Annotated in this window: 12 protein-coding genes; 4 read left to right on the top strand and 8 right to left on the bottom strand. The window is 74.7% G+C overall.

Translation table 11 applies throughout. From position 1 onward, the window contains the following. The first annotated feature begins 143 nt into the window (after positions 1 to 143). Positions 144 to 692, top strand: a complete 549-nt coding sequence (locus NQZ70_RS47040; RefSeq protein WP_129580055.1) for an HD domain-containing protein — start codon at positions 144 to 146, stop codon at positions 690 to 692. An 85-nt stretch (positions 693 to 777) separates the two neighbouring features. Here the strand turns inward: NQZ70_RS47040 and NQZ70_RS47035 are convergent, their stop codons facing one another. After that, entirely contained in the window at positions 778 to 2217 is a 1440-nt protein-coding gene (locus NQZ70_RS47035) for an FAD-binding oxidoreductase (RefSeq protein WP_237244687.1), read from the bottom strand. Positions 2218 to 2668: 451 nt separating this feature from the next. On the opposite strand from NQZ70_RS47035, the gene NQZ70_RS47030 reads away from it, so the two are divergent. Beyond that, complete coding sequence (locus NQZ70_RS47030; RefSeq protein ID WP_129580053.1) at positions 2669 to 3055, top strand: SPW repeat protein; 387 nt, start codon at positions 2669 to 2671, stop codon at positions 3053 to 3055. A gap of 16 nt (positions 3056 to 3071) precedes the next feature. On the opposite strand, the gene NQZ70_RS47025 is transcribed toward NQZ70_RS47030, so the two are convergent. From NQZ70_RS47025 to NQZ70_RS46995, 7 genes are all read right to left on the bottom strand, one after another. Continuing rightward, positions 3072 to 4277: an exo-beta-N-acetylmuramidase NamZ domain-containing protein gene (locus NQZ70_RS47025; RefSeq protein WP_129580052.1), complete on the bottom strand. Its 1206-nt coding sequence runs from the start codon at positions 4275 to 4277 to the stop codon at positions 3072 to 3074. 79 nt (positions 4278 to 4356) lie between these two features. Next, a complete protein-coding gene (locus NQZ70_RS47020) occupies positions 4357 to 5859 on the bottom strand; it encodes a trypsin-like peptidase domain-containing protein (protein ID WP_129580051.1) in 1503 nt (500 codons plus the stop codon). Positions 5860 to 6221: 362 nt separating this feature from the next. Further along, the gene (truA, locus tag NQZ70_RS47015) at positions 6222 to 7139 is read right to left on the bottom strand and encodes a tRNA pseudouridine(38-40) synthase TruA (protein WP_129580050.1); all 918 of its coding nucleotides are present in this window, start codon (positions 7137 to 7139) and stop codon (positions 6222 to 6224) included. Between the two features lie 21 nt (positions 7140 to 7160). Further along, positions 7161 to 7571 (bottom strand): hypothetical protein, encoded by a 411-nt coding sequence (locus tag NQZ70_RS47010; protein WP_272827065.1) that lies wholly within the window; start codon positions 7569 to 7571, stop codon positions 7161 to 7163. A 10-nt stretch (positions 7572 to 7581) separates the two neighbouring features. Beyond that, entirely contained in the window at positions 7582 to 8199 is a 618-nt protein-coding gene (locus NQZ70_RS47005) for an AgmX/PglI C-terminal domain-containing protein (RefSeq protein WP_129580049.1), read from the bottom strand. Between the two features lie 176 nt (positions 8200 to 8375). After that, on the bottom strand, positions 8376 to 8921 hold the full coding sequence (gene rsmD, locus NQZ70_RS47000; protein WP_129580048.1) for a 16S rRNA (guanine(966)-N(2))-methyltransferase RsmD: 546 nt from the start codon (positions 8919 to 8921) through the stop codon (positions 8376 to 8378). Positions 8922 to 8970: 49 nt separating this feature from the next. Beyond that, positions 8971 to 10119, bottom strand: coding sequence for a PEGA domain-containing protein (locus tag NQZ70_RS46995; protein WP_237244686.1), 1149 nt, complete (start codon positions 10117 to 10119; stop codon positions 8971 to 8973). Between the two features lie 200 nt (positions 10120 to 10319). Between NQZ70_RS46995 and NQZ70_RS46990 the strand changes: the two genes are divergently transcribed. Then, positions 10320 to 11738: a phosphomannomutase/phosphoglucomutase gene (locus NQZ70_RS46990; protein WP_129580047.1), complete on the top strand. Its 1419-nt coding sequence runs from the start codon at positions 10320 to 10322 to the stop codon at positions 11736 to 11738. Further along, complete coding sequence (gene prmC / locus NQZ70_RS46985) at positions 11735 to 12619, top strand: peptide chain release factor N(5)-glutamine methyltransferase (protein WP_129580046.1); 885 nt, start codon at positions 11735 to 11737, stop codon at positions 12617 to 12619. Before NQZ70_RS46990 ends, prmC begins: the two co-directional genes overlap by 4 nt. Positions 12620 to 12669: the final 50 nt, after the last annotated feature.

Here is a 12669-nt window from a genome sequence, read left to right as displayed (position 1 = left end):
GGATCGGCGCGGCGTCCGGGCGGGCCCCGGGCGGCGCGCGGCGCGCGGTCTCTTCGGGACGGAGGTCCCGGCGGCGGGGGCGGGCTCACGTTCGGGCGCCTGCGCTCCGGGCGACGAGCGGCTATGGTTGGCGGGACACCGCGATGGGCACCCTCCTCAAGCGCGCGCTCGACCAGGCGGCGGTCTGGCACCGAGCACAGAAGCGCAAGTATCCGAACGCCGACGTCCCCTACATCAGCCACCTCGCCGGCGTCGCGGTCCTGCTCGCGCGCCACGGCTTCGACGACGAGGTGGTCGCGGCCGGCGCGCTGCACGACGCCATGGAGGACCAGGGCGTCACGTTCGACGAGCTGCTCCAGCACTTCGGCGAGCGCGTCGCCACGCTCGTCCGCCACGTGACCGAGCAGGACCGGTCGCTGCCCTGGGAGGACAGGAAGCGCCTCTATCTCGAGGCGTTCCCCAGGAAGCCCTGGGAAGCGCAGGCGATCACGCTGGCCGACAAGATAGACAACTTCCAGTCCATCATCGTCTGCTCGCGCGAGCACGGCGATCCGTGGTCGATGTTCAAGCGCGGCAGGGAGGTGCAGGTCGCCAGGTTCGAAGAGCTGCGCGCGATGTGCCGAGCGCTGCCGCCGCACCCGCTCCTCGACGAATACGGCGCCGTGCTCGACGAGCTCCTGTCGACGGGCTGAGCCCGCGGACCGCCAGGCGCGCGCGGGCCGCCGCGCCCGGCCCGCCGCGGCGATCCAGGCGAACCCTGCTCTTCGAGCGGCGCGATCACGGCGCGGCGCGCTCGTCCGGCGCGCCGCCCTGGGCCGCGCCGCCTGCGGGCACCTCCGCCGCCTCCGGCGGAGCGGGCGGGATCGACCGGGCGAAGCGGAGCACCTCGCGCGGGTCCCACCGCGCCTTGACGGCCGCGAGCCGCGCGGCGTTCGGGCCGTAGTAGGCCGTGAGCCAGCCCTCGACCTCCGCGTCGACGTAGTTGATGTAGGCGCCACGCACGTAGGGGAGCATCGCGCGGCGGAGGCGCTCGACCCACGCGACGCACTCCGCTTCTTCCGCGGCCGCGGTCCAGTGGGCCTGGTATTGCAGGCTCCACAGCGCGCGCCGGTGCGGGAACGCCGTGGCGTCGGGCGCGACCCGGCCGACGGCGCCGCCATAACCGTCGAGCTGGACAAGGCACTTCGGGTTCGGCGCGCGCGACAGCCCGGCGGCGAGGGTCGCGATGGCGTCGGCCCCGAAGCGCTCGTACGCATAGGCCGACGTGTTCTTGTAGCTCGCCTGCTGCTGGTGCGGGTGCACCGTCCATCGCTCGGGATCGCCGCCGAGCCCCCCGAGCCGGCCCACCGCATTGAGGTAAGGCATGGTCTCGATCGACGCGCCGGAGGGCTCGGCCCCGCGCGTGGAGGAGAAGAGCGGCTGGATCAGCCGGCGCAGCTCCTCGCCCCGCCCGAGGAGCTGGCCCACGCACGAGATCTCGCCCGAAGCCGCCGCCGCGAGCTTGAGGATGCACGTCAGTCGCTCGTCGGCGTGCGGGGCGAACGTCTGCCACGCTTCGAGCACCCGCGCGAGGTCGGCCCACGGCCAGGAGATCCTGAAGATCGAGACGTCGGAGATCGGGTGTGTCTTGAACGTGAAGGAGGTGACGATACCGAAGTTGCCGCCCCCGCCGCCCTGGCAGGCCCAGAGGAGCTCCGGGTTCTCCTCCGCGTCGGCCCGGACCACCTCGCCGCCCGCGGTGACCATCTCGACGGCGAGGAGGCTGTCGCAGGTGAGGCCGAGGGCGCGGGAGAGGAGGCCGAACCCGCCGCCCAGCGTGAGCCCCGCGATGCCGACCGTGGGGCACGAGCCCGCAGGGAGGGTGACGCCGACCTGCCAGAGCGCGTCGTAGACGGTGATGAGATCCGCGCCTGCGCCGACGACGGCGATCCCGCGCTCGCGGTCGACGCGGACGCTCCGGAGGTCGCTCACGTCGATGACGAGCCCGTCGTCGACCACGGAGAACCCCTCATAGCTATGCCGCCCGCTCCTCGCCCGGATCTCCGCGCCTCGCGCGGTCGCCCACCGAATGGCATTCACGACGTCCTGCGCGTCCTGGCAAAACACGATGGCGCGAGGAGATCGCGAGAAGCGCGCGTTGTGCACCTCGCGCGCGTCGTCGTAGCCGGGATCTCCGGGGAGGACGACGCGACCGGTGAGTCGCGGCGCCGAGCTCATGACCGGCGCTTCGCCCGCGCGCGGCCAGAGGTCGGGTTGCGCGGCGCGGGAGCCGCGCGCGCTGCCCCGCGCGCGGCCCGCCGAACGACGCGAGATCCGGCCTGCATGCACGGAACCTGCGCCCCTCCGGGGTCGCGTCAAGCGCCGCCGGCCCCACCCCCGCCCTGTGCCGGCCCCCGCCCTGTGCCGGCCCCCGCCCTGTGCCGGCCCCCGACCTGTGCCGGCCCCCGACCTGTGCCGGCCCCCGACCTGTGCCGGATCGAGCGCGCGCGCACCCCGCGCCCCCTTCCCGTGAGCACGACAAGCACCCTCGCGCCCGTCCCGGACGAGGAATAACCGCCCTGCTCTCCGGGGCGCGCGGCGCCGCGCCGCCGGCTGCGCGCGCGCTGACAGCCGCTCTCCGGCACATGCGATGCACCGCCGTGCGGGGAGCTCCTCCAAGGAGGGACCGATGAAGCTGCTGTCTCCCCGACTCCATGGGTACGTCGACTACGCGATCGTCGTCCTGCTCGCGCTCGCGCCGCTCGCGCTCCGCTTCGGGCCGGTGCCGACGGCGGTCTCTTATGTCACCGCCCTGACGCACCTCGTCGTGACGCTGCTGTCCGATCAGCCGCTCGGCGCAGCCAGGAAGATCCCGTTTCCGGTGCACGGAGCGCTGGAGTCCTCCCTCGGCGTCGGTCTCATCGCCTCGCCCTGGCTGTTCGGGTTCTCCGCCGAGGGCCCGGCGCGGATCTTCTCCGTGGTCGCCGGGCTCGCGATCGTTCTCGTCGTCCTCGCGACGAGGTACACGGCCGGCGTCCTCTCCCGGCCGGAGCCCTACGACCGGTACGATCGCTGAGCCGCGCGGGCGCCGCTCAGCCGGCGGCGGCGAGCGCCGCCTGCGCCTCCCGCATCACCTCGGGCCAGGCCGGATCCGGGCGCGACGCCTCCAGCGCGATCGCCAGCGGATCCTCGCCGGCCTCGATGGCGAGGCGCGCCGCAGCCGACCCGGTGAGCAGATCGAAGGCCGGGATCGTGTCGACGTACTCGTAACGCTCGGTGCGGAACCGGAACTTCTCGGGCCGCTGCCGGTGGGCAAACGCGGTGAGCGCGAGGTAGGTCGCGACGGGACGGAAGGTGCGCGGGTCGGTGACGTGGATCTGAACGCCGCCGCAGATCTTGCCGGCGTGCTTCTGGAAGGTCGGCCGGAAGGTGAGCGGCCGCGCGATGAACCCGAGCAGCCCCGTGGACGCGAGGCGCTCGGCGAGATCGCGGCCGTCGAGCCAGGGCGCGCCGACGATCTCGAACGGGCGCGTCGTGCCGCGGCCCTCCGACAGGTTCGTCCCCTCGATCAGGCAGCCGCCCGGGTAGACGAGCGCGGTGTCCGCCGTCGGCATGTTGGGCGAGGGCAGGACGAACGGGCGATCCCACTCGGCGGCGAGCGCCTCGCGGCGGTGCTCCTCGACCGCGACGACCTGCAGCCCGCAGGCGACGTCGCCGAGCGGGATGCCCTCGCGCCGCGCGAAGAGCGCGACCAGCTCGCCCACCGTGAGCGCGTGGCGGATCGGCACGGGCTCGAGGCCCACGAACGAGAGGAACCCCGGCGCCTGCGTCGCGCCCTCGACGCTCTCCGGCGCGCAGCCGATGGGGTTCGGCCGGTCGAGCAGCACGACGTGCACGCCCGCCGCGTGGGCCGCCCGCAGCGCGAGCAGCGCCGTCCAGACGAACGTGTAGTAGCGCGCGCCGACGTCGGCGAGATCGATGACGAGCAGGTCGATGTCCGCGAGATCCTCGGCGGAAGGCGAGAGATCCTCGAACCTGTCGCCGTACAGGCTGACGATGCGGGCGCCGGAGCGCGCGTCGACGGCGCTCGTCACGGCCGCCATGTCCTGCGCCTCGCCGCCGTAGCCGTGCTCCGGGCCGAAGAAGAGGCGCGGGCGCACGCCGAGGCGCTCGAGGACGAACGCGATGTGGGTGAGCTCGCGGTCGACGCTCGCCGGGTGCGCGAGGACCCCCAGGCGAGCCGACCGGATGCGCTGGAGCTGCGAGAGATCCGGGAGACGGTCGAGTCCGACGTGCACGGTACCCTGACTACCAAGGCGAGCGCGGGCAGTCCATTTGTCCGCGTCGGATTTTCCGGGGGCGCTGCGCCGGCGCGGGTCAGCGCTTGAGGGCGGCGTAGAACGCCGCGCCCCGGCGCTGCACCCGGACGAGGAGCTCGCCGTCGCGCGCGGCCTCCTCGACCTCGGCGGCGGTGGGCGCGCGGCGGCCGTCGGCCTCCAGGATTACGTCGCCTGGACGCAGGCCCGCGCGCTCGGCGGGCGAGTCGTCCGCCACGAAGGCCACGCGCGCCAGCGAGCGGCCCTCGCCGCGCTCGCCACGCTCGCCGCGCTCGCCGCGCTCGCCGCGCTCGCCGCGCTCGCCGCGCTCGCCGCGCTCGGCCGGCGCGTCGCGCAGGGTGAGGCCGAGGCCCGCGTGCGGGGCGGGCGCGCGCTGGACCGGCAGCGCCGGCGGCGGCGGCTCGCTCCGCGCGGCGAGCGTCACCCGGGTCTGGTACCGCTGGCCGCCGCGCGCGACCTCGAGCGTGAGCGTCTCGCCGACGTTGTGGTTGAAGAGCTCGCGGATGACGTCCTGCGCGTCGCGCGCCGGCCTGGCCGCGACCGACGTGATCACGTCGCCCGGCTGGAGGTTCGACCTGGCCGCGGGGCCGCTCGGGTTGACGGCGTTGACGAGCGCGCCGGCGCGGGGCGCGTCCGGCATCACCGCCGCGAGCTGGGGCGTGAGATCCTGCAGCCCGACGCCGATCCAGGCGCGCTCGACGCGGCCGTGCCGGAGCAGCTGCTCGGCCACGCGCCGGGCCATGTTCGCCGGTACCGCGAGCCCGATGCCCTGCCCGCGGCTGACGATCATCGTGTTGATGCCGAGCACGCGGCCGTCGAGGTCGACGAGCGGGCCGCCCGAGTTGCCGGGGTTGATGCTCGCGTCGGTCTGGAGGTAGTCCTCGACGTCGTTCACGCCGACGCCGCCGCGCCCCTTGGCGCTGAGCACGCCGGTGGTGACCGTGTGCCCGAGGCCGAAGGGCGAGCCGATCGCGACCACCCAGGCGCCGACGCGGGCGGCGTCGCTGTCGGCGAACGTCGCGGTGGGCAGGCCCTTCGCGTCGATGCGGAGCACGGCGAGATCGGTCGCGGGGTCGCGGCCCGCCACGCGGCCGGCGAACATGCGGCCGTCGCGGAGCCGGACGGTGATCGCGCGGGCGCCGTCGATGACGTGGTTGTTCGTGAGGATGCCGCCGTCCGGGGAGAAGATGACGCCCGAGCCGAGCCCGCGGCGCTGGCCGCCGTCGCGGAACCAGCGCAGCGGCGAGGAGACGTCCTCGCCGACGGCGACCTCGATCTGGACGACCGCGGGGCCGACCTTGTCGGCGACGTCGGCGAACGCCTCGCCGAGGCGGCGCAGATCGGCGGCGCCGGCGGCCGCGGCGGCGCTGGAGGCGGCGGCGCCGGACGGCGCGGGCGAGGGCGCCGCCTTCGGCAGCGCCGAGGGCGCCCGGAGGGTGGGCGCCGGCGCCGGCGCTGCGGACGGCTGGGCGCCCGCGAGCGACGGGAGCGAGAGGGCAGGGACGAGCAGGGCGAGGGATGCAGTCAGCCGACGCGAGTTCATGCTTCCTCCAGCGCGTGGGAGAGGTCCTGTCCGCGGTCCGCGGAGCGGGGGGCCCGGCAGCGAGGCAAGAGGTAAGACGGGAAGCGCTCGCGAACGCAACCTCCTGGCGTGCGAAAGCGCGCGGGTCGCGGATCGGGCCGCAGGGGCGCGCCCGCTCGGGCAGCGCGCCGCCGCGGGCCGTGCGCAGGCCCCAGCTCCGCCCGCTAGAAGTCCGACCAGGGATCCGGGAGAGAGTTCAACGCAAAGGCGCAAAGAGCGCAAAGGCGCAAAAAAACAAATGCATCTTTGCGCCTTTGCGCCTTTGCGTTGAATTTCTCTCCTCTCGCGAGGCAGATTCCTGGCAGGGGTTCTGACCCGCGGTCCTACGTCCCGGCGCCCGCTTCGGGCCGCGCGCCCGCCTCGTCCGCCGCCGGCGAGGCCTCGTCCGCCGCCGGGGCGCCCTCCGGCGCGGCGTCGTCCGTCGAGGGGCCGTCCGATGGCCCGCCGGGCCAGGGATCCTGGCCGTCGTCGCGCAGGTGGATGTGCTCCAGGTAGAGCCCGTCCGGCGGCGCCGTGATCCCGGCGTCGCGCCGGTCGCGCGACGCGAGCGCGCGGGCGATCGCGCCGGGGGCGAGGTGGCCGCGCGCCACGTCCATCAAGGTGCCGACCAGGATGCGCACCATGTTGTGCAGGAACGCGTTCCCCTCGACGTCGATCCGGACGAGGCGCGGATCCGCAGGGTCGAGCGACAGCTCGACGCCGTACAGCGTGCGCACCGTGGTCGTCCGCTCGTCCGCGCTCGTCCGGAACGCGGCGAAGTCGTGGGTGCCCTTCGCGGCGAGCGCCTCGGCGCGCGCCCGCTCGATCGCTTCGTCCGTGAGGCCCTCGACCCGCCACGCGCGCCGGCTGAGGAACGGATCGCGGACCAGATCCCGGAGGATCAGGTAGCGGTAGCGCTTGCGGAGGCTCTCGAAGCGGGGCGAGTACCCGACGCGCACCACGGCGGCGCGACGGATCACGATCTCGTCCGGCAGGTGGCGCGCGGTCGCGAGGACCCAGCCGCGCGGCGGCAGCGGCGCCGCCGTGTCGAAGGCGACGCGCTGGTCGCGCGCGTGGACGCCCGCGTCGGTGCGGCTCGCGCCGCGGATCTCGCGGATGGCCGGATCGATGGCGCGCAGCGCGCCGAGCAGCTCGCCCGCGACCGTGCGCTGGTCGCGCTGACGGGCGAAGCCCGCGAACGGGCGCCCGTCGTAGGCGACCGAGAGCAGGATCCCCCGCGTGGAAGCGGCGCTCCTCGCCACGGCGCGATGGATGCGCGCGGCCTAGCCGCCGCTCCCCCCGCCGCCGCCCGAGCCCCCGGCGCCCGCGCCGCCCGAGCCCCCGGCGCCCGCGCCGCCGCCGCCGCCCGAGCCGCCGTTCCCGCCGTCGCCGCCGCCGGAGCCGCTCGCCGACGTCGTGGTGGCCGAGGAGGTCAGGGACGCATACCCCCTGGCGCACGCCAGGTTGACCATGCCCTCCGCGTTCTTGCAGCACTCCTCGGGGGCCGCCTGCTTACCGTTCACCATGCAGTACGGGAGCTGATGGCACCCGTCGGGGTCCGTCACGATCCCGTGCTCGGGGTCGAGGTTGTCCTTGCAGCTCGGGGTGGTCCCCTCCTCGACGCGGCACGCGGCGCTCGGCAGCGCGAGCGCGAGGAGGAGCAGGCTGGCCATCCGGAGGGGGAGCATTCGCATCGGCTGCTTCCTATTGCTTGATGGTGAAGTTGATCGGAACGTTCACCACGACGCATCCGCTCTGCGGCGGAGGCAGTGATTTGCCGCGGAAACGTCCCAGAACGCAAGACGAGATCTCGCCCGACCCCACCGTGTCGTTGAGAATCGAGGCGCCGCACACCGCGCCCGTCGAGGCGACCTGCACGCTCACCGTCAGCTTGCCGGAGACCTCCGAGGTGCGCAGCGCGCGGTTATAACAACCCTGCGCCGAGCGGGCGAGCGCGAGGACGGCGGAGTCGAGCGCGGGCGAGGTGGCGCCGTCGCCGCACTTGGCGGAGCAAGGCGACTTGCCGGTCGTGGCCGGGCCCTGCCCCGACGCGACCTTGCCAGCGTCCACCCCGGCGTCCTCGACCTCCTCGACCGGCGGCGGCGGCGGGGGCGCGAAGAGCGGCGGCGGCTCCGCCGGCTTCGTCTCGGTGCGGGCAGCAGCGGTGGGCTCCGCGGGCGGCGCCTCCGGCTCCGGGCGCAGCTTCCAGTAGAGCAGGCCCGCCGTGAGCGCGGCGAGGACGACCATTCCTGCGATGTAGATCCCAGAATTGCCGGATTTCCCAGGGATCTGCTGGGACGACGGGGGCATCGATGCGGACACGTTGAGAAGTCCTCCCGGAGAGGCACGCGGGGCCGGCCGCGTCGGCGGGCCCTGTGCGCCGGAGCCGAGACGCGGGCGCGTCCGGCGGGGGGCGAGTCTACAAGGGTGGCCAGGGAAGCGCGCCAGGAAACTGGATGCGCCCTGGATGAACATGTTGGCTCCACGCGGACGGCCGTTCAGCGCTCGTAGAACGACACCGCGGTGTCACCGTAGGTGCGGATGGCGGCGCAGGTGAGCCCGGCGATCTCCGGCGAAGGATCGCGGCGCGCGTGCTCGAGGACGAGGCGCCCGGTCGGGGCGAGCAACCCGAGCGGCCCGGCGAGGCGCGCGGCCGCGGCGGCGGCCTTGGCCAGGGCGGCGTACGGCGGATCGAGCAGCGCGAGATCGAAGGGGCCCTCGTCGGCGAGCAGGTCGAGGGCGCGCTCGACCGGGAGCGGGACGACGCGCGCCGCGTCGGCGAGGCCGAGCGCGGCGAGGTTCTCGCGGAGCGTGGCGAGCGCGGGCCGGCCGCTCTCGACGAAGACCGCGCGCCGCGCGCCGCGCGAGAGCGCCTCGATGCCGAGCGCGCCGGTGCCGGCGTAGAGGTCGCAGACGAGCGCGCCGGTGATGTCGCCGAGCGAGGAGAAGAGCGCCTCGCGCACGCGGTCCGCGGTCGGCCGCGTGCCCTCGCCGCGGGGCGCGGCGAGCCGCCGCCCGCCGAGCCGGCCGGCGATCACCCGCATGATCGTCGCCCTTCCCCGGGCCCCCGGCGCGCGGAACGGGCGGCGCGGCTCACCAGCGGTAGGTCACGTCGAGGCCGCCCGCGCCGAGGCCGACGCTGGGCTGCACGGTCCAGCCGGCGCGGTCCCCGCTCCGGCTGTCGCTCGTCACGAGCAGGTAGGCGCCGAGGCCCGCGGAGACCACGGCCAGCGGGTAGAAGACGTACTGGAGCCCCATGAACGTGTCCGTCTTCTCGCAGAGCCGGATGCCCGCGTCGGCCGTCCTCGCGTCGGCGGTGATGTCGCCCCGGATGGCCTCGCGCTGCTCGAGCGCGCACACGTCGCCGACCTCGGTGGTGAACAGCGCCCGGTAGGCCTTGTACTGCGGGTCGCTCTGGATGCTGGCGACCTGGACGGAGCTGATGACGGCGACGGTCCCGAACGCCGCCCCCGCGCCGAGGCCGATGAACCCGCCGATCCGCCTCCAGTTGGACTGCGACGGCTCGGCGGGCATCTGGCTGAGCGCGAGGTCGGTCGTGGCCACGGGCACGACCACGACCGACGCCTCGGAGTCGAGGAACCCGGCCGATTTCACGCGCACCCGGTGCGGCCCGGCCGTGACCGGGAAGGTCCCCTCGCCGTTCTGCACGTTGCCGGCCGGCTTTCCGTCGATGAGCACGCTCGCCTGCGCGGCGCCCGTCCTCACGCGGAGCGACCCCATCGGCGGTCCGCCGGTCAGCGACGCGATCGCGTCCGCCGCGATCTTCCGGAGCGGCTCGTCGTTGGCCTCGGTGAGGTTCGCGCTGTACTTCACCGGGACGCTCGCGGTCGGCTTCCCGCGGGTCCAGAGGTTCAGCGAGCCCTCCACGTTGGTGTCGCTCTTGCGGAGCACGCCCCAGAGATAGCGGTCGCTCCGGATGTGGTCGGCGATGCGCGTCTGGCAGCCGTCGTCGGGCACATCGGGGCATTGCAGCGAGAGCGTCAGGACCTCGAGCGAGAAATCCCCCTCGCCGACCGACCACCCCCGGGCTTCCTTGATGGCGGAGCGGAGCGCCTGGGTCAGCGCGCCCGCCTGGTCGTACGCGTCGTCGGTCCGGATGGCGACGACCGTGATCGGCAGGGCGGCGGGCGACGGCTCCGCCGCCAGCGCGACCTCGCTGCAGGCGAGGCAGGCGGAGAGGGCCAGCACGGCGGCGAGACCGGTCCTCTGTGCGCGCGTCATCAAGCGGTCCTGGGCTCCCACGGGGCCCAACTTACCCGGCCGGCGGCCAGGAACGCAATCTGGTGGGCCGGCGGGCCGGCGCGCCGGAGGCCCGCGCCGCGGCGAGCGTTTTTCGTTTCACCCACGATCGCGCCGTGTCAGAGCATCCTCCGCGCCGGCCGGCGCTGCAGCGCGTCGCCGAGCGTTCCTCCGCGTGGTCTATGAAGGTCCCCCGAACCATCTTCCGCGAGTACGACATCCGCGGCGACGCCGAGCGCGACCTATCGAGCGAGCTCGCCCGTGAGCTCGGCGCCGCCTTCTCCCTGCTCCTCGGCCGCGAGCTCGCCGCCGGGGCGCCGTCCGGCGGCGCCCGCCCGCGGGTCGCGGTCTGCCGGGACGGCCGCCTCTCGAGCGGCCGGCTGTTCTCCGCCCTCACGGAGGGCCTGCTCGCGGGCGGCGCCGACGTGATCTCGGCCGGCGTCGGGCCGACGCCGCTGCTCTACTTCGCCGCGCACCACCTCCACGCCGATGGCGCGATCATGATCACCGCGAGCCACAACCCGGCGCCGGACAACGGGTTCAAGCTCATGCGCGGCAAGGCGTCGTTCTTCGGCAAGCAGATCCAGGCGCTCGCCGATCTCATCGAGGAGGGCGCCGCGGGCGCGCCGGCGGCGGTAAGGGGCGCGCTCACCGAGGTCGACCTCGCGGCCGACTACATCGAGGCGGTGCGCGCGGCGGCCCGCCTGTCGCGCACCGACGTGCGCTTCGTGGTCGACGCCGGCAACGGCGCGGCCGGCCCGCTCGGCGTCCGCGCGCTCACGGCGCTCGGCTTCTCGCCGGACGCGCTCTTCTGCGACATCGACGGCCGGTTCCCGAACCACCACCCGGACCCGACCGTGCCCGAGAACCTCGAGGCGCTCCGCGCCCGCGTGCTCTCGACCGGCGCCGCGCTCGGCATCGCGTGGGACGGCGACGGCGACCGGATCGGCGTCGTCGACGAGCGCGGCGAGGTGATCTGGGGGGACAAGCTGCTGCTCCTGTTCGCGCGGTCGCTCCTCGCGGAGCGCCCCGGCTCGGCCGTGCTCGGGGAGGTGAAGTGCTCCGAGACGCTCTACGCGGACGTTGCCGCGCGCGGAGGGCGCCCCATCCTCTGGAAGACGGGCCATTCGCTCATCAAGACCAAGATGAAAGAGGAAGGCGCCCTGCTCGCGGGCGAGATGAGCGGGCACATGTTCTTCGCCGACCGGTGGTTCGGGTTCGACGACGCGGTCTACGCGTCGGTCCGCCTGCTCGAGATCGTGGCCCGGGCGCAGCGGCCGCTCGGCGATCTGCTCGCCGACGTGCCGGAGACCTTCGCCACCCCCGAGATCCGGGTCGACTGCCCCGACGCCGTGAAGTTCGAGGTCGTGCGCCGCGTGACCGAGCACTTCCGCCGCGTCCGTCCGGTCGTGGACATCGACGGCGCGCGCATCGACTTCGGCGGCGGGGCCTGGGGCCTCTGCCGCGCTTCGAACACCGGTCCGATCCTCGTGCTGCGCTTCGAGGCCCGGTCGGCCGCGGATCGCGACGCGATCCGCGCCGAGGTCGAGGCCGTCGTCTCCGCCGCCGTCCGCGACGCCGTCGCTGTCCCGCTCCCGTGACCAAGCCCGACGTCGAGCCGCAGAACGAGCCCTGGACGATCCGCCGCGTGATCGCGTGGGCCTCGGGCGATCTGAGGAAGCGCGGCGCGTCCTCGGCGCGCCTCGACGCCGAGCTCCTGCTCGGCAAGGTGCTGGGCATCGATCGCGTCGGGCTGCTCATCGACGCCGAGCGGCCGCTCGACAGGGCCGAGCTCGCCGCTTACCGGGAGCTGCACCAGCGCCGCCGCGCCGGCGAGCCGGTCGCCTACCTGCTCGGTGTGCGGGAGTTCTACGGCCGCCCGTTCCGCGTCGATCCGCGCGTGCTCATCCCGCGCCCCGACACCGAGATCCTGGTCGAGGTCGGCCTCGCCCGGACGAGGCAGCTCGCGCTCTCCGCGCGCGTGCTCGATCTGTGCACCGGCTCCGGCTGCGTCGCGGTGAGCCTCGCCTGCGAGCGGCCCACCAGCCGCGTCCTCGGCATCGACATCTCGGACGGCGCGCTCGCCGTCGCCCGCGAGAACGCGCTCCGCCTCGGCGCCGTCAACGCGGGGTTCCTGCGCTCGGATCTGTTCGCCGGCGTGCCGCCCGGCCTCCGCTTCGACCTGATCACCGCGAACCCGCCGTACATCCCGGACCAGGACGTGGCCGCGCTGCAGATCGACATCCGCGGCTACGAGCCCCACCTCGCGCTCGCGGGGGGCGCGGACGGGCTCGCCTTCACGCGCCGCATCGTCGCGGGCGCGCCGGCGCGGCTCGCCGGCGGCGGCGTGCTGGCGGTGGAGGTCGAGGCCGGCAAGGCGGGCGAGGTCGCCGAGCTCTTCGCGGCGGCGGGGTTCGTCGATGTCGCGAGGCACCTCGACTACGGCGGCCACGAGCGCGTCGTCTCCGGCGTCCTGCCCTGAGCGCCCGCCGCGGCGGGCGGGCGCTGGCCGGCGGCCGCGCAGCGCGCGCG

The organism is Sorangium sp. So ce836, from assembly GCF_028553905.1.
In the GTDB taxonomy this organism is placed as follows: Bacteria; Myxococcota_A; Polyangia; order Polyangiales; family Polyangiaceae; genus Sorangium; species Sorangium cellulosum_D.
The sequence above is the reverse complement of the archived record's forward strand: the minus strand, read 5'-3'. Positions and strand labels throughout refer to the sequence as shown.

Bases quoted from the DNA above. Each gene is read 5' to 3' on its own strand.
- NQZ70_RS47040 (WP_129580055.1), top strand. From the start codon at position 144: ATGGGCACCCTCCTCAAGCGCGCGCTCGACCAGGCGGCGGTCTGGCAC.
- NQZ70_RS47035 (WP_237244687.1), bottom strand. From the start codon at position 2,217: ATGAGCTCGGCGCCGCGACTCACCGGTCGCGTCGTCCTCCCCGGAGAT.
- NQZ70_RS47030 (WP_129580053.1), top strand. From the start codon at position 2,669: ATGAAGCTGCTGTCTCCCCGACTCCATGGGTACGTCGACTACGCGATC.
- NQZ70_RS47020 (WP_129580051.1), bottom strand. From the start codon at position 5,859: ATGAACTCGCGTCGGCTGACTGCATCCCTCGCCCTGCTCGTCCCTGCC.
- NQZ70_RS47010 (WP_272827065.1), bottom strand. From the start codon at position 7,571: ATGCGAATGCTCCCCCTCCGGATGGCCAGCCTGCTCCTCCTCGCGCTC.
- rsmD (WP_129580048.1), bottom strand. From the start codon at position 8,921: ATGCGGGTGATCGCCGGCCGGCTCGGCGGGCGGCGGCTCGCCGCGCCC.
- NQZ70_RS46995 (WP_237244686.1), bottom strand. From the start codon at position 10,119: ATGACGCGCGCACAGAGGACCGGTCTCGCCGCCGTGCTGGCCCTCTCC.
- NQZ70_RS46990 (WP_129580047.1), top strand. From the start codon at position 10,320: ATGAAGGTCCCCCGAACCATCTTCCGCGAGTACGACATCCGCGGCGAC.